The following is a 19278-nucleotide window of genomic DNA, read 5'->3' on the forward strand; positions in this document are numbered from 1 at the left end:
ATTAAGAGAGATACCTTTCTAAATCCAAAGCCGCCATACAACCACTTCCAGCAGAAGTGATAGCTTGCCGGTAGATTGGATCTTGGACATCCCCAGCAGCAAAGACACCTGGCTTATTAGTACGAGTGCTTCCTTTTTCTACAAGAATATATCCTCTTTCATCCAAAGAAAGTTTTTTTTGAAAAATATCCGTATTAGGAAAATGACCTATAGCTATAAATAACCCACTAATAAAAAGAATCTTACTATTAGATTGGTTATTATTATTCATTATTTTAATTCCTTCTAAAAAATTATCTCCAATAATTTCTATAATTCTGTGACCAAATAATATGTTTATATTTTTCTTTTTTAAAAGACTATTTTGTAACGACTTAGAAGCTCTAAAATAATTTTTTCTGACTAATAAATATACATTTCTACAAATTTTTGATAAATAACTAGCTTCTTCCAAAGCTGTATCCCCTCCTCCTACAACAGCCACATCTTTTCCTTTATGAAAAAATCCATCACAAGTAGCGCAAAAAGAAACTCCTAATCCCATCAATTTTTTTTCTTTTTCTATTTCCAAAAATTTAGGACGAGAACCTGTAGCGATGATAATTCCTTTACTTTTTATACTTTCTTTATTTTCCACATTAATACTATGTATTCCTCCTTTTTGATTAGAAAAATGAACTTCACTCACATTTTTATGTATAATTTCAACATTGAAACGTTCTGCTTGTTTCTTACAATTTTCCATGAGTTCCTTTCCACTAATTCCTACAGGAAATCCTAGATAATTATCAACATTTGTTGTAGATATTAATTGACCTCCAGGTTGTAATCCAGAAAATAGAATAGGATTTAAATCTGCACGTGCAGCATATATAGCGGCAGAATATCCAGCGGGTCCAGATCCTATAATTACGCAATCTACTATTTTTTCTTTTGACATAATAAAAATTCTTACGAAGTCGTTTTAATATTATTAAAAAAAACTAAATATTTCTATAAAAAAACTTATAATAGAGATTATAAAAATTATTTTATGTCATTTTTCCACTTTTTTCTCAATTATTTACATTTAAAAAAAATAAAAAAGAAAACTTATATATTTTGTACAATTAGAAAAAAATTTCTTTCTTTTACTAAAGAAGAAGTGATACGACAATATATAATTTTTTTACTAAAAAAAGTAAAGAATTACAAAAGTTCAAACATATGGGTAGAAGTTCCTTTTCAAATAAATAAACTAAATAAACGATTAGATCTTTTAGTACACTTAGAAAAACCCTATCTTCTCATAGAATGTAAAGCCCCAAATGTTTCACTCACACAAAAAACCTTCAATCAAATTTTTCATTATAATAAAAAAATAAAAGCTCCCTACTTAATGGTAAGTAATGGAATTAAAAGCTTTATTTTTCAAAAAAATAAATACAATAAAAAATTTTTATTTTTAAATCATATTCCATAAATATCATGATTATAACGAATAATGCATATAATCAATGAGATCTACCAACTTAGTTGAATAAGCAACTTCATTATCATACCATGATACTATTTTGATAAAAGTAGGACTTAACATGATACTAGAATTTGCGTCAAAAATAGAAATTCTTTGATCTCCTATAAAATCAGTAGAAACAACAGCTTCTTCTGTATACCCTAGAATTCCTTTTAATGTCGTTTCAGATGCATTTTTCATACAATATTTAACCTGATTATAATCAGTACTATTTTTTAAACAAACAGTTAAATCTAATACAGAAACATCAGAAATTGGAACTCTAAAAGCCATTCCAGTCAACTTTCCATTTAAACTTGGAATAATTTTTCCAACTGCTTTTGCAGCACCTGTAGATGAAGGAATAATATTAGTTAATGAAGACCTTCCAGCTCTCCAATCTCTATCAGAGACAGAATCAACTATTTTTTGAGTAGAAGTAGCAGCATGTATCGTAGTCATCAAACCTTCTAATACTCCAAAATTATCATTTAATACTTTAACTATTGGGGCCATACAATTTGTGGTACATGAAGCATTGGATACAATCATTTGATGAGATTTCATAGTTCTATGATTGACACCCATAACATACATTGGAATATTGTTATCTTTTGGAGGTGCAGATAAAATAACTTTTTTACCCCCTGATTGTAAATGACCTCCCGCTAAATCCCTAGTTAAAAAAAGACCGGTAGATTCAACAACATAATTAACATTTAAACTTCCCCATTCTAAATTTTTAGGATCTTTTTCATTACTTACTTTTATGCGTTTTCCATTCAAAACTAAATAATTATCTTCTTCTATGTGAAGATCTCCTTTAAAAGTACCATGGACAGAATCATATTTTAGTATATATGCTAAATACTCTGTATTGGCTAAATCATTTACAGATACAACTTCAATATTATTTCTTTTTAAAGCAGACATTAAAACTAATTTTCCTATCCTTCCAAGACCATTTATTCCTATTTTAATTATTGACATATTATTTTATTGAACAATTTTTTTCTATCTATCTAAATTAATTATTAACTTTCAAAAAAGTTATAAAAGCAGATGAAGGAATTTCAACTTTCCCTATTTGACGCATTTTTTTCTTTCCTTTTTTTTGTTTTTCCAAAAGTTTTCGTTTTCTAGAAACATCTCCCCCATAACATTTTTCCGTAACATTTTTTCTTAAAGCTTTAATTGTTTCTCTTGCAACAATTTTTCCAGAAATGGAAACTTGAATAGGAATACTAAATTGATGTTTTGGAATTAAAACAGACAACTTTTTACATATTTTTCTTGCCATAAAAAAAGCTTCATTTTTATGAACTAAAAGGGATAAGGGGTCTATTTTTTTATGATTAATTAATACAGTTATTTTTTTTAAATTTGAATTTCTATAACCTAAAAAATTATAATCAAAAGAAGCATATCCACTAGATATTGTTTTTAATTTATCATAAAAATCAAATATGATTTCAGACAAAGGCATTTCAAACATAATTTGAACTCTTCCTGAAGTTAAATAACGTTGATTCTCAATTATTTTTCCACGTTTTCCTATACATAAAGAGATCACATTTCCTAAATATTCTTCTTTTGTAAGAATAGAAACAAAAACATAAGGTTCTTCTATTTTTTGTATTTTTTCTGTTTCTGGAAAATCTGAAGGATTATTTACTTCTATGACTTCTTGATTCAATGTTTTTTTCATAAAAATTCTATAAGAAACATTAGGAATAGTAATAATAACAGAAACTCCATATTCACGTTTAAGACGTTCTCTCACTATTTCCATGTGAAGTAATCCTAAAAAACCACAATGAAACCCAAATCCCAAAGCAGGAGAAGATTCCGTTTTAAAAGTAAAAGCAGCATCATTCAATTGTAATTTTCCCATAGAAGAACGTAATTCTTCATATTGATCAGAATTTACTGGATAAATGCTTGCAAAAACCATAGGTTTAGATTCTTCAAATCCACTGATTGCTTTTAAAGCTGGATTTTTTGCATCAGTAATAGTATCTCCTACTTTAACTTCATAAGTATTTTTTATCCCAGAAACAACATATCCTACATCTCCGGTTTCAATTTTACTTTTAGAAATATGTTTTAATTTTAAAGTCCCTATTTCATAAGCACAATAAATTTTTCCTGTAGACATAAATTGCAATTTTTGTCCTTTTTGGACACATCCATTTTTTACTATAAAATATGCTTCTACTCCTGTAAATGGATTATACAAAGAATCAAAAATCAATGCTTGAAGAGGAGATTTTGGATCTCCATTTGGATGAGGAATTTGTGTCACAATTTTATCTAATACTTTTTTAATTCCTAATCCATTTTTTGCGCTAACAGAAATAATATCTTCAGGAGCACATCCCATCAATTCTACCATTTCTTCTATTACATATTCTGATCTTGAATCAGACAAATCTATTTTATTTAAAATAGGAATAACTACAAGATTTTTTTTTAATGCTAAATAAAGATTGGATACAGTTTGCGCTTGCACGCTTTTGGTACAATCAACAACAAGCAAAGCACCTTCGCATGCAGAAATAGAACGAGACACTTCATAAGAAAAATCAACATGTCCTGGAGTATCAATTAGATTTAATCTATATATTTGATTGTTGTATTTATATTCCATTTGAACTGCATGACTCTTAATAGTAATTCCACGTTCTCTTTCTAAATCCATATTATCAAGCAACTGATGTTTATTTTTTTCCTCAGAAACCGTTTTTGTAAATTCTAATAAACGATCTGCTAAAGTACTTTTTCCATGATCTATATGTGCAATGATACAAAAATTACGAATATAATGAATTATCATACCTGCATAATAATAATTTTTATTGAACAAAACAAATGACCTTGAAGGGATTTGAACCCCTGCCATAGGAATCGGAATCCTATATTCTATCCAATTAAACTACAAGGTCTTATTCTTTGTATTAATTTTTATTATTGAATAAATTCATAGTTTTTTGTAATCCATTTAAAATAAATGAAAATATTATATCAATCCCTATTTCTAATTTAGAAAATAATTTTTGGTATTCTTCTTCATTCCAATTATCTAATACATAATTCATTTTGTTTTTTTGATAAAAAGAAAAATTATTGCGACTTTTAATGCCAAAACGAAGACGAGCATAATGAAATGTTCTTAATTCCTCTTCAATATTTTTTAATCCGTTATGTCCTCCATTTCCTCCTTTTTCTTTTAAACGAAAATTACCAAAATGAAGATAAAGATCATCAGATATAATAAGAATATTTTTTAAGGGAATATTTTCCTTATTCATCCAATATTTAACGGATATTCCAGAACCATTCACATAAGTTGAAGGTTTTAAAAAAAAAATTTTTTTTTTTTCAAATTCAAGACTGAAACAAAACCTAATTTTTTTTCTGAAAAAGAAAAAAAATACTTTTTTGAAATTTGATCTAAAATTAAAAATCCTAAATTATGTCTTGTTTTTTTGTATAATATCCCTGGATTTCCTAATCCAGTGATTAAAAATTTTTCCATATTTTATGAATATAAATGAATAACTTCATCTACCTTCATTCCTATATATGCAGGAGATTTTACTATATGTATTCCACATTTTTCCATAATATTCATTTTTACTTGTGCCGTTTCTCCTTCTTTTCCTATAATAGCTCCAGCATGTCCCATAGTCCGTCCTTTAGGTGCAGTTTGACCTGCAATAAAACCTATTATCGGTTTTTTATTTTTTAATTTTTTGATCCATTTTGCAGCTTCAATCTCTAATTGACCCCCTATTTCTCCAATCATAACAATGCATTCTGTTTCAGAATCTTTCAAAAAAAGTTCTACAATTTCTTTTATATTCATTCCAATAATACTATCTCCTCCTATCCCAATAGCGGTAGAAATCCCATATCCTTTTTTTACTATCTGATCTGCTGCTTCATAAGTAAGTGTTCCAGATCGAGAAACAATTCCTACTTTTCCTTTTTTATTAAAAACTAGATTAGGCATAATTCCTACTTTTGCTTTTTCTGAAGAAATAATTCCAGGACAATTAGGTCCAATTAAACGTGATTTTTTTCCTTTTAAAAAATGTTTTACTAAAACCATGTCTGAAACAGGAATCCCTTCAGTGATACATACAATTATTTCAATATTTATGCTAATTGCTTCTAAAATAGCATCTGAAGCAAATAAAGAAGGAACAAAAATAACACTTACATTTCCTCCTGTATTACGAACTGCCTCATCCATAGTATTAAAAATAGGAATCCCTAAACAAATTTTTCCTCCTTTACCTGGGGTGACTCCTCCCACTATAGAAGTTCCATAATTCATCATTTGTTCAGTATGAAATAAACCTTCTCTCCCCGTTAACCCTTGAACAATGACTTTAATATTTTCATCTATTAAAATACTCATAATTTTTTATCTAAGATAGAATTTTTATTTTTCGTACGTTCTTTCTCTATAAGTCAATTTCATTCCTTTTTCTCTTTTCTTTTCTATATTATATATCTATATTTCATTATGTTAGAAATAAAATTCAATATTCTTTTTAGATAAATTCATTCACTTTAACAAGTTTTGCCATAACTTCTGCTTCCATAACTAATTTCTTATTGACAAAACCTTTTCCTTTCATATGAACGATTCCTCTTTTTATAGGCTCTAATAAATCTACTTGAAAAACTAATAAATCCCCAGGAACTACTTTTTTTTTAAATTTAACTTTGTCTATTTTTAAAAAGTATGTCGAATAAGATTCGGGATCTTTCATTTTATTTAATGCTAAAATACCACCTACTTGTGCTATTGCTTCTATTTGTAAGACTCCAGGCATAATTGGTTCTTTAGGAAAGTGTCCCATAAAAAAAGGCTCATTCATAGTAACATTTTTTACTCCAATGACTCTATTTTCTGTTAAATCGATGATTTTATCTACCAGCAAAAATGGAGGTTTGTGTGGCAAAATACTCATAATCCTATTGATGTCAAAAACCGGTTCTTTTGTTAAATCAAATTCAGGGATATTCTTTTTTAATGTTTGTGTTTGAATGTTTTTCATTAATCTTTTTGCAAACTGTATATTTGCATGATGACACGGTTTGTAAGCAATTATTTTTCCTTTTAATTTAATTCCTATTAGAGTTAAATATCCCATAATATCTAAAAGATAATGTTCGGCAACTTCATTGTTATTCTTATAAAAAGAAGAATTTTTCTTATAATAAGAAGAAATAGAGGAAAAAAATGAAACCACATTTTTATGATTTTTTATACTTTTTCTTTCATCATAAAAAAGAGAACAAAAAATCCTTGAGTTTGCTATTTCTTTCTTAAATTGATCTAAATGTTTTAGAACAGCATTTTGTGTATGAATAAATTTTGAATCAAAATCAACCATAATGGCGATTTCAAATTTTTTAGCAGGGAAAGCTAAAATTTCTCCTCCTGTTTTTGGATCTGAATATGAAAGTATTTTTTTTACTGTAAAATATTCTCTTTCCGCATTTTGTTCTACAATTCCTACTTTTTCAATAGCTTCTACAAAATATCTGGAAGAGCCATCCATCATAGGAAATTCTATGTTATCTAACTCTACAATTACGTTATCTAAATCCATTCCTGTAAGAGCGGCGAGGACATGCTCACTAGTACAAATTTTTAACCTATTATTTTCTAAAATAATCCCTCTCTCTGTTTTTTCATTGATCAATGAAATATCTGCCTTTATCCAAGGATTTCCTTTTATATCTGTTCTTACAAAAAGAAATCCCGTATGTACTGGAGCTGGTTTAAAAGTAATAGTAACATTTTTTTTAGTATATAATCCAATTCCTCTCAAGGAGATTTGCGTTGCAATGGTTTTTTGCTTTTCAAGCATAAATCTTTATGTTATTTTTTTTAGAACATTCAAAAAAAAATTATTTGAACCCATTAGAGATATAAATACGTTATTTTTATATTCAAAAATATGATAAATCGTTAGATAAAGAAATAAAAAACTTTATGTAATTTAGGTTAGTCTTTTTTGATTATTTAGTTAGTATTGATTATAATTAATATATGAGTTTTTATAGACGTTTTATTTTTTTTTTAACAGGTTTTATTATTGGAGTTATAATTCTGTTATTTTGTTTTTAGTTATGCGACTATGACTATATTATCTACATAATACTACTATTTTTGCAGTATTTTCACATAATAAATAAAATAAATAATAGAAAAAAATTGATTTTATTTCTATTTCTTCTTCTTTGAGAAAAAGATAAAAAAAACGAATAAATAAAAATTAAAATTCAAACAAAAATTTTGAAATATAATGAAAAGAACTTATCAACCTTCTAATAGAAAAAAAGTAAATGTTCATGGATTTCTAAAACGGATGAAAACAAAAAACGGAAGAAGGATTATATCCAAAAGAAGAAAAAAAGGAAGAAAAAAATTAACAGTTTCTAATTTCAAGAAATAAAATTAAAAAATTTGAAAGAATTCTCTATCTCCAATTTTTGGAAAATTTCTACCTTCTTGACCATGAAACCTTTTTCCATGAGACATAATATCTTCATACGCAAAAAAATGAGACAAATCTCCTATATCAACTATTTCTGAAATAAAATTAATATTTCTTTTTACAGGATCAAATTCTTCATATTTCATAATTCCTATATCAACTAAAAACTTTTTTTTTTCTTTCTGTATTTGAACTTTTCTATAAATTTTATCAAATAAATTTTTTTTATTTTCAGGAATGTAAAAATAAGATTTATAATTTTTTTCAAGATATTTTTCTTTAGTAGAAAGAAAATAAAATCCTGTAAGAATAGATAAAGCATTATATTTTATAATAATTTCTTTTTGATTATCTTTAGGATAAAAACCCGCTTCAAAAAGAACACAAGGATAACCTTTATTTTGAAAAAAATCTCCAGTAGCTGTAGGAAATAATTCATCAGAATATCTTCCTATTGATCCTATTTTTGGTAACACTTTTTTCATATTTTTTGCAATAGAAGAGATCAAACCCATCGCTTTTTTTCTTTCTTTAGTTATTTTGATAGGGCCTTTTACAGAAGGAGCTAAAAAAGATAAAATAGCTGGGTTGAAAAATTGATCTCCAATATTATAAATACTTCTTTGATCATGTAAATTAAATAAAACATGAGGATGATTTTTTTCTATTTCATAGAATAAAATTCTAATTTCTGGAGATTGTAAACGAAGAACATCTCTATTCAAATCAATATTCACAGAATTCCGTCTTTGAAATTTTTCAGATCCATCAGGATTTAACATAGGAATAAATAAAATGGTTAAATTTTTTTTCAAAAATTGAACTAAATCGTGTTTTTCTTGATTTAAAAAAAAATGAAAAATATCAAACATAGCTTTTGTTCCTGTAGTTTCATTTCCATGCATTTGAGACCAAATAAAAACTTTTATATTTCCTGTTCCCCATTGAAATTTAAATATTTTCCTTCCTTCTATAGAAAATCCTACAGGAATAATAGAACATATATTTTGGTATTTTTTTATCATTTTTAATAATTTAGAATATCTGAAAATTCTAGAATTATTTTTTCTACTTTTATCCTTAAAAAATGGATCATAATTTTTAAAAAAAAAATGGATATCAAAATTTAACATTTTTATTATAATTCACGAATAAAATAATTTTTTAAAAAAATTGTTTTATATTTCACTCATACATTTCACAAAAATACAAGTGAAAAATGATTAACATAAAAACATAAAAAAAATTTTTTAGAAAAAAAACTTTGAAAATAATAATAAATAATAAAAACAAGGGGATCTTAATTTTTTATTAAATTTATTTTATTTATATTGTAGTGAATTTTTTCTTTGCATCAAAGATGATTTCAATCATTGATTAAATGAAATAGTGTGAATCTTCATTCTACGTAAAACAACAATTCTAAAGAAATTTGACTATCATTTTTTGAACTCTGTTTTATCGATTCAGAATAGAATCGTGATACGTGATCAATTTTTATTGAAAAAAATAGAAAAAAAATATTGGAATTCTATTTTTTTAGAATTGTTAAATAAATTTTATTCATAGTTATGATGATAATATTAGGATTCAATTAGAGTAAAGCAGAGTAAGGAGGAGGTTCGTTCTAAATATAGAACGTCAATAAAATTTGAAAAAAAACTAAAATAATATATAAGATCAAAAAAGATCTAAAATAATTTTAATATATAACGAATTTTTATTTTTTTATGAATAATTATTTTAAAATCAATTATCTTGAATCATTACTATTAATTTTAGCTTTTATTGCTTTAAATTTTTTCAATCTAATATTGAGAAAATTATTGATTGCTATAAATTTACCAGAAAGTATGATATTTTCTATATCATATGCATTTCCTTTTATTTTTTTATTTCTCTTCATTTCTCATCAAGCTCAAAAAAAAAATCTTATCATTGAATTATCATTTAAAGTTTCTCCATGGTATATCTACCTTATAACTTTTTGTATGATGTTTTGTATGATTATTCTGAATGACTGCATTACTTCATTTGTTCCAAAAGAAGGTCCATTATTGGGAAATATGTATAAAGAAATAGAAGATTTTTTGAAAGAAGAATCTAAAAATCCAATTCCATTTTTTTCTACTACCGTTTTATTGGCTCCTATATGTGAAGAAGTTCTTTTTAGAGGAATTATTTTAAATGGAATGTTAAAAAATAAGATACATCCAGCGAAAGCTATTCTTTTTTCCTCTTTTTTATTTGGATTAACTCACATGAATCCTTGGCAATTTGTAGGAGGTTTTCTTATTGGAAGTTTCATAGGATTTATTTATTTTACAACTAACTCTATAATAGATTGCATTTTATTACACGTTTTTAATAATGCTTTTGCTATTTTTGCTATGTTTTTTTTCATGAAAAATGAAGAAGTTTTTTCAGAACAATTTAATTTTTGGTTAATTTTAATTTTAATAATTAGTTGTTTAATTATTCCCGTTGGTTCTGTTTTTCTTTTAAAGGAAAGAAAAAAAATATGAAAAAAATTGTTTTTCTACTGAAGTGAAGATTCTTTCTTACAAGAAAAAAAAATACATTTTGTTTATAATAGATAATAGCATCAGCATATACTGGAATCTATTCGTTAAGAACTAAAAATATTCTTCTTCTATCTAATTTAGAATTCTAAAAAAAACAGAAACAGTGATAATAAACTTTTGAAATAATAGGAATAAGTAGTAAAAAAACAGAACTTTTTCTTTCTTTGCTTAAAAGAAAAATTCAAGGGTTATATAAAAATTTTATGGATTGATCAATATCAATGGCCTTCTTTTCTCTCTATTCTCAATTATCTCAAATGAATAAAAATAATATGTTACATAAAATAATCAGTAGTCAACTAGCTAGTACGTACGTACTCGTATAGTAGTAGTATTATATATATAATAAATAGTTATAGTAAATAGGAGAATAAAATAAAAAGAATACACAACACAAGCTTTTAGAAAGCTTCATCAAATTTATTTTTATCATTAATCACAAAAATTAATCTTTTCTTAAATGAGAAAACCTTCATTAACTATATTGGGTTGTCATTCGTCAATTCCAACAGATAAATTTTATCCTACAGCTCAAATATTGGATATGAAAGGTTATTCTTTTCTTATTGATTGTGGGGAAGGGACTCAAGTTCAATTAAGAAAGGCAAAAATAAAATTTAATAGAATAGTACATATATTTATATCTCATTTACATGGAGACCACTTTTTTGGTCTTATAGGACTTCTATCTACTTTTCATTTATTAGGAAGAGAAAAATCAGTAAGCATTTACGCTCCAAAAGGGTTAAAAGAAATTATTAATACTCATTTTAAATGGTCTTATACAAAACTTCAATATTGTATTGATCATATAGAATTATCTTCTGATAGATTAGAAAAAATTATGGAAAATGAAAAAATCAAAGTTTATACTATTCCATTGAAACATAGGATTTATGCAAATGGATTTCTTTTCAAAGAAAAACCAAGTAATAATAGGAAATTAAATATGAAAGAAATTAAAAAAATTCCTGATATTAAAATTGTAGATTATAAAAATTTGAAACTTGGAAAAGATTTTATGACAAATGAAGGACAAATTATTCCTAATTATCAACTTACATTTGATCCTCCTAAAATATTATCTTATGCTTTTTGTTCAGACACTTCTTATTATTTACCTATTATAGAACAAATAAAATGCGTAGATTTATTATATCATGAATCTACTTTTTTAAAAAAAGAAGAAAATAGAGCAATTAATACAGGACATTCTACAGCAAACCAAGCTGCTTGGATAGCAAAGAAAGCTCAAGTTAAAAAATTATTACTAGGACATTATTCTAATAGATTTCCAAATATTAAAAAATTTGAAGAAGAAGCAAAAGAAATTTTTTCTAATGTGGAAGCATCAGAACCTTTAAAAACATATTATTTAGATTGATTAAAAGTTAGGATATTTTCTATTACTCCTAGAATAATAAAAAAAAATAGATATAATAATCCCAACCATAAAAATCACACATGTTATTAGAAAAAAATTTTTTATTGTAAATTTTACTGGAAAAGGAATTTTATCTATCATTTTAAAAAAATGATATGTTCTCTGTAACAAAGAGACAATATAGGATACAAATATCCCAGTAGACCATCCAAAAAAAGTAATAAGAATTCCTATGTAAAAAAAAATTTTTTGTATTTCAGATAAAGAATAACCAAAACTCCACAATACAAAAAGTTGGTTTTTTTTATCTAATTGTAATATATAAATTGCACTCATTAAGTTGAATCCAGTAATTAATGTAATTAAACTGAATAAAAAATAAATGAACATTTTTTCCGTATTAACAATTTTATAAAAATATTTTTCCTCTTCTATCCGTGTTTTTATCATAAATCCGGATCCAAATTTTTTTTTCAAAATTTTTTTTATTTCATAAATATTTTCATTTTTATCAATTTTTATTTCCAATGTCTGAAAAACATTTTTCTTGATTAAATTCTGAATCTCGGAAAGATCACAAAATAAATATTTTTTATCAGTATTTGGACTAAATTGAAAAAATCCTTTTATTTTCGCCTCTTTTTTTATAAAAAACGGAACTAAAGATTTTTTTTTTTAAAAAAATAAAAAAGTTTAATTTTTATAGGAAAAAATAATGTAAAATAATAAATCATGGGGTAAGATAGACTTACATATATATTAATTTTATTATTTTTTGTATTTTTTTTTGTAAGAATAACTTTTTTAAAATTTTTCATAACTTTTTGATATTCTGAATCAACTCCTTTTAAATGAAATAAATAGACAGTATTTTTGTAATAAAAAAATACTTTTTTTTCCATAGTTTTAGAAAAAGCCATAATTCCTTTTGCAGATTTCATTTTTTTCATTAGAATTTTATCGCTTATATTAAATTCTTTTCCATTTAAAGAAGAAATAACAATATCAGGATAATGAATTTGATAAAATTTTAAATTTAAATCCTCTAAACCAGAAAAAACAGATAGAATTATAGATAAAGAAAATGTAGATATACTAAGAGATACAGTAGATAAAAAAAGAATAATGTTAACAATATTCGTTCTCTTTTTAGAGAAGAAATATCGTATCGCTATATAATAAGTTTTCAAAACTTAGATAAAAATTTTTTTTCTTTTTTCTCCATTTCCATAAGTTCTAAAGATCTATCCAAACGAAAATCCAGTTTTGGAATTTTTTTGACACGATATCTAAGTCTTTTGGAGAGTAATTTTCTGTAAAATCCAGATTTTAAACGAATTTTTCTTAAAATATTCCTATCTAGAAAAGGATAGATAGCAATATATCCCATTATTAAATTCATTTCGTAAAAAATACAAACTTTAATTAAAGTAACTAAAAATCCTTCTTTATTTTTTTTTACATCATTATAATTTTTATTAAATTCTTTATGTAAAATTTCTGCTATTTCTATATAAAATATTGAAGATAGTTTTTTATTTTTAATAGAATTCATGCCTATCATGATTTTTTAAATATTCAATTAAAAATAAAAAAAAATTTGTAATAGGTTAAATATTGTTGTAACATTGCATTTATATTTATCATCATCATTATGGGTCCCATAGCTCAGTTGGTTAGAGCACCTGACTCATAATCAGGGCGTCGCTGGTTCAAATCCAGCTGGGACCATATAGTATCAAAAAGTGGTGACTGGAGAGGGATTCGAACCCACAACTTACAGTTTAGGAAACTGTTGCTCTATCCTATTGAACTACCCAGTCCTCATTAATAAAAATTATTTTTCTATAACAGATACGAATGATTTGTTTTTTTTCTTTCTCTTGAAAAGAACAAAACCATTTTTCACAGCATATAAAGTGTGATCTTTACCCATTTCTACATTTTTTCCAGGATGATGTTTTGTTCCTCGCTGACGGAGTATTATTCCTCCAGACTTAACATATTGGTTCCCATATATTTTCACTCCTAATCTTCTTCCTTCTGAATCTCTTCCATTTCTAGAACTTCCTGAACCTTTTTTATGAGCCATTTAATGATAATTTATTTTCTATTTTTTCTTGTTTTTGATCATTCAATTTTTGTTCCAAAAAAGAAATTACTTTAATTTTTGTAAAAAAAGGTCTGAACCCATTTTTTACTTTATATCCTTTTCTTCTTTTTTTTTTAAAAATAATTATTTTATCTCCTTTTAAATGCTGTAAAATTTCTACTTGAACATTTATATTCCTTAAAAAAGGAGTTCCTATTTTAGAATAACCATTTTGATAAAAAAAAAGAATTTTGTTCAAAAAAATCTTTTTTCCTAAATCTATTTGAATGTGAGGCACATAAACATACTTATTTTCAATCAATTTAAATTGTTTTCCCAAAAAATCAACAATAGCATATATCATAAAAAATTTCTTTTTTTTAACAAAAATTTTTTTGCTTTCAAAAGACTCTCAAACAAATAATCTATTTCCTTAAAAGTATTATATATAGAAAAACTAGCACGAATCATTCCTGTTACATTAAAAAAATTCATTAGAGGATGAGCACAAAGATGACCCGTTCTAACAGCAATTCCCAAACGATCTAAAATACTTCCTACATCAAAACAATGCAATTTACTTAAATTAAATGAGATAATACTAGACCTTTTTTTCGGATCATTCTTTCCATATAATTGAATTCCATCAATATCACTTAATCGCTTTATAGCATAAATAAAAAGCTTTTCTTTATAAGATTCTATATTTTTTATTCCTATTTTTTCTACAAAATCTATAGCGGCTCCCCATACTATAATTCCTTCTATATTTGGAGTTCCAGCTTCAAATTTGAATGGCAAATCTGAATAAGTAGTTTTTTCAAAACTTACTTCCTTAATCATTTCTCCGCCTACTTGATAAGGGGAAAAATTTTCTAATATTTTTTTCTTACCATATAAAACTCCAATTCCAGTAGGTCCATACATTTTATGTGCAGAAAAAACATAAAAATCAGTATTTATATCTTGTACATTTAAACATAAATTAGATATAGCTTGTGCTCCATCAATCAAAACTAAAGCTCCATATTCATGAGATATATCAATAATTTTTTTAATAGGATTAATTATTCCTAAAACATTAGATATATGATTAATGGCTACAATTTTTGTTTTTTCTGAAATTAAAAATTCAAAATCTTCCAATTGTAAAATTCCATCTTTATCAATAGGAATAATTTTTAATAATGCTTCTCTTTTCTCACAAAGAATTTGCCAAGGAACAATATTTGAATGGTGTTCAAGATAAGAAATAATTATTTCATCTCCTTTTTTTATGAAAGAAGTAATACTAGATGCTACCAAATTGATAGCTTCTGTAGCTCCTTTTGTAAATATGATTTCATAGGGATATTTTGCATGAATAAATTTTTGAATTTTTTTTCTTACTTTCTCTACATGAAGAGTAGCTTTTTGACTAAAAAAATGAAGTCCACGGTGAATATTAGAATTCATTGTAGAATAATAATTTTTAGAAGCCTGAATTACTTGCAAAGGTTTTTGAGTCGTTGCCGCATTATCTATATAAACTAAAGGATTTGAATAAACTTTTTGATTCAAAATTGGAAATTGATTTCTAATTTTTTTAATTGTTTCTTGTGAAAACATATATTAGTTTTATAACTATATATCTAATTTTTTCTTCATTTTTTTTAAAAGTAAATTTTTTAATTTAAAAATATTAATAGGTTTCAATACTTCTTCTAAAAAAGAAAGTAATAATAAAATTTTACTTTCTGTTTCTGGAATTCCTCTGGATTGAAAATAAAATAAATCAGATTCATGAATATTTCCAACAGTACAACCATGTGAACATTTTACATCATCAGAAAAAATTTCCAATTGAGGATTAGTGTATATGCAAGCTTCATCGGATAAAAGAATATTATTATTTTTTTGGAATGCATTGATTCCTTTTATCCATTTATTCACAATAATTTTACCATTAAAAATTCCTTTAGATTTTTCCCATAAAATATTTTTGTATAACTGGAAACTAATAGAATCAGAATATAAATGATCTACTAAAGTATGATGGTCTACCAATTGTTTTCCTGATAAGAGAGAAATTCCGTATAAATAAGAAGAAGCGGATTTTCCATGAGAATAAATATTCAGGTTATTCCTAATCCATTTTCCTTGAAAAGAAAAAGTATGAACGGAACATTTACTATAAAGGCTCTGTTTAAAAAAAGTATTATCTATCATAGAAGATTCTTCCAAATCATCTTGAATTTTATAATATTCTATTTTGCTATTATAAAAAGCATAAATTTCACTAACTGAATTGATCAATCCTAAATGTTTTTTTAAACATTTATGGTGTTCAACTATTCTAACAAAAGAAGATTTTCCTACTATAATTAAATTTCTTGGATGAAACAAAACTTTGGATTCTGTAGAAATATGTAATATTTCTATTGGTTTTTTTAAAAAAACATTATCAGGAATATAAATATAGACCCCATCTTTTGAAAAGATAGTATTCAAAGCATTAAAAGAATCATATTTATATGATAATTTTCCATAAAAATTCCTAATTTTTTCTTCTTTTTGTGAAGCAATATTTGATAAGATAATATTATTATTATCTGTAGTCTTAGAAGAAAAATTGGATGTAGAAAGAAATGAATTATATTTTCCATTAACAAAAATAATAAGAAAAGAATCCTTTTGACTCAAAAAAAGAGATTCCTTAATATTTTTTATATTTATATTTAGAGATTCTAAATTTTTTTTTGATCTCAAAAAATTATCTTCTTGATTAAGAATTGAATGAATATTCGTATTTCTCCATTCTTCATCTGTATATAATGGGAACCCTTTTTTTCTAAATAAATCAATTGATTCACGTTGCAACATGGACATGTATGATGGATTTTCTCCATTCAAACTTTTTTCTGAATCTGATAAATAGGAAAAAATTCTATCTTTTAACACCATATAACATAATTAATTTTTTTTACTTTTTTTTTATCCAGTCATATCCTTCTTTTTCCAATTTTTCCGCTAATTCTTTATTTCCTGATTGAACGATTTTTCCATCGTATAAAATATGCAGAATATAATCTGAAAACAAATAATCTAACATCCTTTTATAATGAGTAATTATTAAAATAGAATTTTTATCGTTTTTTAACGAATTAATTCCTTTTGCCACAATTCTCAATGCATCTATATCCAAACCAGAATCTACTTCATCCAAAATGGATAATAAAGGATCTAACATAGACATTTGAAATATTTCATTACGTTTTTTTTCTCCTCCTGAAAATCCTTCGTTTAAAGAACGATAAAAAAAATCTTTTTCTATCTTTAAAAGAGAAGATTTTTCTTTACTTTTAATCAGTATTTCCTTCGCAGATATTTTATTCATTCCTTTAGCTTTACGAGATTCATTTATTGCCGTTTTAATAAAATTTATCACGGAAATTCCAGGAATTTCTACCGGATGTTGAAAAGAGAGAAAAATCCCTAAATGTGCACGTTCTTCTGGAGAAAGATTTTTTAAATTTTTGTTCATAAAAAAAATGTTGCCTTTAGTAACATTGTATTCTTTTTTTCCGGCAATTACAGAAGCAAGTGTACTTTTTCCAGATCCATTTGGCCCCATAATAACATGAGTTTCTCCTGTAGTTACTTCTAAATTTATTCCTTGAAGAATTTTTTTCCCCTCTATAGAAACATGCAAATTTTTTATACTCAACATAATTAGTTAAGAATATATAGGAATCTATAATATTAGATAATTTTTATCTATCCAACAGATCCTTCTAAAGATATTTCCAAAAGTTTTTGAGCTTCTACCGCAAATTCCATTGGTAATTTTTTCAATATTTCTCTACTAAATCCATTGATAATAAGAGAGATTGCTTTTTCTGTATCAATTCCACGTTGATTACAATAAAAAATTTGATCTTTTCCAATTTTTGAAGTAGTTGCTTCATGTTCCACTTGAGAATTAGAATTGGATACATTTATATAAGGAAAAGTATGAGCCCCACACTGATTTCCTATTAATAATGAATCACATTGAGAAAAATTACGAGATTTGATAGCTTTGGGTAAAATTTTCACTAATCCTCTATAATTATTTTGAGCTTTTCCAGCAGATATTCCTTTTGAAATAATTACACTTTTAGTTTCTTTTCCCATATGAATCATCTTAGTTCCTGTATCCGATTGTTGAAAATCCTTAGTTAAGGCTAAGGAATAAAATTCTCCTATAGAAAAATCTCCTTTTAAAATACAAGATGGATATTTCCAAGTAATTGATGAACCCGTTTCTACTTGAATCCAAGATATTTTAGCATTTTTTTCACATAATCCACGTTTTGTAACAAAATTAAAAATCCCTCCTTTTCCTTCTTTGTTTCCAGGATACCAATTTTGAACTGTAGAATATTTTATTTCAGAATTTTCCAAAGCCACAATTTCTACTACCGCAGCATGTAGTTGATTTTCTTTTCTCTTTGGTGCGGTACACCCTTCCAGATAACTAACATAAGATCCTTTATCTGCAATAATTAAAGTTCTCTCGAACTGTCCTGTTCCACTTTCGTTAATACGAAAATATGTTGATAATTCCATAGGACATCTAGTTCCTTTTGGAACATAACAAAATGAACCATCTGAAAATACAGCGGAATTTAAAGCTGCATAAAAATTATCATTTTTTGAAACAACGGAACCTAAGTATCTTTTCACAAGATCTGGATATTGTTTTAAAGCATCATTCATAGAACAAAATAGAATCCCCTTCTCTTTTAATTTTTTATGAAATGTAGTTACTAAAGAAACAGAATCTAAAACAATATCTGTTGCAATTCCAGAAAAAGATTTTTTTTCTTCCATAGAAATGCCTAATTTGTTAAATGTATTTAACAATTCTGTATCTTTTTCATTAAAATCAAATTTTTTTTTCGGAGCAGAATAATAGCTAATTTTTTGAAAATTAGGAATTCTCAATTTTATATTCGCCCATTTTGGGGGAGTCATTTTTTTCCATAGAGCATATGATTCCAATCTCCAATTTAACATCCATATCGGTTCTTTTTTTTTTTCTGATATTTCTTGAATCACTTTTTCATTTAATCCAACTGGAATTTTATCCGATTCTATTGGGGTGTAAAACCCATATTTATATTCAGAATTAGTAAAATTTTCTAATATTTTATTATTATCTTTTTTCATTCAGTCTT

At 25.4% G+C, this 19278-nt stretch carries 21 protein-coding genes and 3 tRNA genes; 5 read left to right on the plus strand and 19 right to left on the minus strand.

Going from position 1 to position 19278, the window contains the following annotated elements; all coding sequences use genetic code 11:
• Window position 1 precedes the first annotated feature (1 nt).
• Window positions 2–940, minus strand: a complete 939-nt coding sequence (gene trxB, locus H0H53_RS02890) for a thioredoxin-disulfide reductase (RefSeq protein WP_185870483.1) — start codon at window positions 938–940, stop codon at window positions 2–4.
• A 93-nt stretch (window positions 941–1033) separates the two neighbouring features.
• Here trxB and H0H53_RS02895 point away from each other — a divergent pair, with 93 nt between their 5' ends.
• Window positions 1034–1462, plus strand: a complete 429-nt coding sequence (locus H0H53_RS02895; protein WP_185870484.1) for a type I restriction enzyme HsdR N-terminal domain-containing protein — start codon at window positions 1034–1036, stop codon at window positions 1460–1462.
• 9 nt (window positions 1463–1471) lie between these two features.
• Here the strand turns inward: H0H53_RS02895 and gap are convergent, their stop codons facing one another.
• From gap to fabZ, 7 genes are all read right to left on the minus strand, one after another.
• Window positions 1472–2485 carry a type I glyceraldehyde-3-phosphate dehydrogenase gene (gap, locus tag H0H53_RS02900; protein WP_185870485.1) on the minus strand — a complete coding sequence of 338 codons (1014 nt, stop codon included), beginning with the start codon at window positions 2483–2485 and terminating at the stop codon, window positions 1472–1474.
• A gap of 37 nt (window positions 2486–2522) precedes the next feature.
• On the minus strand, window positions 2523–4325 hold the full coding sequence (gene lepA / locus H0H53_RS02905) for a translation elongation factor 4 (protein ID WP_185870805.1): 1803 nt from the start codon (window positions 4323–4325) through the stop codon (window positions 2523–2525).
• A 42-nt stretch (window positions 4326–4367) separates the two neighbouring features.
• Window positions 4368–4440 (minus strand) — tRNA-Arg (locus H0H53_RS02910).
• Between the two features lie 12 nt (window positions 4441–4452).
• Window positions 4453–4839, minus strand: coding sequence for an aminoacyl-tRNA hydrolase (locus tag H0H53_RS02915; protein WP_262887277.1), 387 nt, complete (start codon window positions 4837–4839; stop codon window positions 4453–4455).
• A 14-nt stretch (window positions 4840–4853) separates the two neighbouring features.
• Window positions 4854–5033: an aminoacyl-tRNA hydrolase family protein gene (locus H0H53_RS03115; RefSeq protein WP_262887279.1), complete on the minus strand. Its 180-nt coding sequence runs from the start codon at window positions 5031–5033 to the stop codon at window positions 4854–4856.
• Between the two features lie 3 nt (window positions 5034–5036).
• Window positions 5037–5921, minus strand: a complete 885-nt coding sequence (gene sucD, locus H0H53_RS02920; RefSeq protein WP_185870486.1) for a succinate--CoA ligase subunit alpha — start codon at window positions 5919–5921, stop codon at window positions 5037–5039.
• Between the two features lie 136 nt (window positions 5922–6057).
• Window positions 6058–7386 (minus strand): 3-hydroxyacyl-ACP dehydratase FabZ, encoded by a 1329-nt coding sequence (fabZ, locus tag H0H53_RS02925; protein ID WP_185870487.1) that lies wholly within the window; start codon window positions 7384–7386, stop codon window positions 6058–6060.
• Window positions 7387–7824: 438 nt separating this feature from the next.
• Between fabZ and rpmH the strand changes: the two genes are divergently transcribed.
• The gene (rpmH, locus tag H0H53_RS02930) at window positions 7825–7974 is read left to right on the plus strand and encodes a 50S ribosomal protein L34 (RefSeq protein ID WP_185870488.1); all 150 of its coding nucleotides are present in this window, start codon (window positions 7825–7827) and stop codon (window positions 7972–7974) included.
• A gap of 2 nt (window positions 7975–7976) precedes the next feature.
• Here rpmH and H0H53_RS02935 read toward each other — a convergent pair whose 3' ends face one another.
• Window positions 7977–9149 carry a M14 family zinc carboxypeptidase gene (locus tag H0H53_RS02935; RefSeq protein ID WP_185870489.1) on the minus strand — a complete coding sequence of 391 codons (1173 nt, stop codon included), beginning with the start codon at window positions 9147–9149 and terminating at the stop codon, window positions 7977–7979.
• A gap of 597 nt (window positions 9150–9746) precedes the next feature.
• On the opposite strand from H0H53_RS02935, the gene H0H53_RS02940 reads away from it, so the two are divergent.
• The gene (locus H0H53_RS02940; RefSeq protein WP_185870490.1) at window positions 9747–10541 is read left to right on the plus strand and encodes a CPBP family intramembrane glutamic endopeptidase; all 795 of its coding nucleotides are present in this window, start codon (window positions 9747–9749) and stop codon (window positions 10539–10541) included.
• Window positions 10542–11061: 520 nt separating this feature from the next.
• Window positions 11062–11985: a ribonuclease Z gene (locus H0H53_RS02945; RefSeq protein ID WP_185870491.1), complete on the plus strand. Its 924-nt coding sequence runs from the start codon at window positions 11062–11064 to the stop codon at window positions 11983–11985.
• Here the strand turns inward: H0H53_RS02945 and H0H53_RS03095 are convergent, their stop codons facing one another.
• From H0H53_RS03095 to H0H53_RS02955, 3 genes are all read right to left on the minus strand, one after another.
• Complete coding sequence (locus tag H0H53_RS03095; protein ID WP_238784263.1) at window positions 11986–12513, minus strand: ABC transporter permease; 528 nt, start codon at window positions 12511–12513, stop codon at window positions 11986–11988.
• A 131-nt stretch (window positions 12514–12644) separates the two neighbouring features.
• On the minus strand, window positions 12645–13175 hold the full coding sequence (locus tag H0H53_RS03100; RefSeq protein ID WP_238784264.1) for a hypothetical protein: 531 nt from the start codon (window positions 13173–13175) through the stop codon (window positions 12645–12647).
• A complete protein-coding gene (locus tag H0H53_RS02955; RefSeq protein ID WP_238784265.1) occupies window positions 13172–13540 on the minus strand; it encodes a ribosome-binding factor A in 369 nt (122 codons plus the stop codon). Before H0H53_RS02955 ends, H0H53_RS03100 begins: the two co-directional genes overlap by 4 nt.
• 102 nt (window positions 13541–13642) lie before the next feature.
• On the opposite strand from H0H53_RS02955, the gene H0H53_RS02960 reads away from it, so the two are divergent.
• A tRNA-Ile gene (locus H0H53_RS02960) sits at window positions 13643–13716 on the plus strand.
• A gap of 15 nt (window positions 13717–13731) precedes the next feature.
• Here H0H53_RS02960 and H0H53_RS02965 read toward each other — a convergent pair.
• From H0H53_RS02965 to sufB, 7 genes are all read right to left on the minus strand, one after another.
• Window positions 13732–13808 (minus strand) — tRNA-Arg (locus H0H53_RS02965).
• A 14-nt stretch (window positions 13809–13822) separates the two neighbouring features.
• The gene (gene rpmA, locus H0H53_RS02970; protein ID WP_185870493.1) at window positions 13823–14077 is read right to left on the minus strand and encodes a 50S ribosomal protein L27; all 255 of its coding nucleotides are present in this window, start codon (window positions 14075–14077) and stop codon (window positions 13823–13825) included.
• Window positions 14067–14441, minus strand: coding sequence for a 50S ribosomal protein L21 (gene rplU / locus H0H53_RS02975; RefSeq protein WP_185870494.1), 375 nt, complete (start codon window positions 14439–14441; stop codon window positions 14067–14069). Before rplU ends, rpmA begins: the two co-directional genes overlap by 11 nt.
• Window positions 14438–15685: an aminotransferase class V-fold PLP-dependent enzyme gene (locus tag H0H53_RS02980; RefSeq protein WP_185870495.1), complete on the minus strand. Its 1248-nt coding sequence runs from the start codon at window positions 15683–15685 to the stop codon at window positions 14438–14440. The genes rplU and H0H53_RS02980 overlap by 4 nt, the downstream gene beginning before the upstream one ends.
• 15 nt (window positions 15686–15700) lie before the next feature.
• Window positions 15701–17020, minus strand: coding sequence for a Fe-S cluster assembly protein SufD (gene sufD / locus H0H53_RS02985; RefSeq protein ID WP_185870496.1), 1320 nt, complete (start codon window positions 17018–17020; stop codon window positions 15701–15703).
• 19 nt (window positions 17021–17039) lie between these two features.
• The gene (gene sufC, locus H0H53_RS02990; RefSeq protein ID WP_185870497.1) at window positions 17040–17786 is read right to left on the minus strand and encodes a Fe-S cluster assembly ATPase SufC; all 747 of its coding nucleotides are present in this window, start codon (window positions 17784–17786) and stop codon (window positions 17040–17042) included.
• Between the two features lie 47 nt (window positions 17787–17833).
• Window positions 17834–19270: a Fe-S cluster assembly protein SufB gene (gene sufB, locus H0H53_RS02995; RefSeq protein WP_185870498.1), complete on the minus strand. Its 1437-nt coding sequence runs from the start codon at window positions 19268–19270 to the stop codon at window positions 17834–17836.
• Window positions 19271–19278: the final 8 nt, after the last annotated feature.

This window comes from Blattabacterium cuenoti (assembly GCF_014251955.1).
GTDB lineage: Bacteria > Bacteroidota > Bacteroidia > Flavobacteriales > Blattabacteriaceae > Blattabacterium > Blattabacterium cuenoti_L.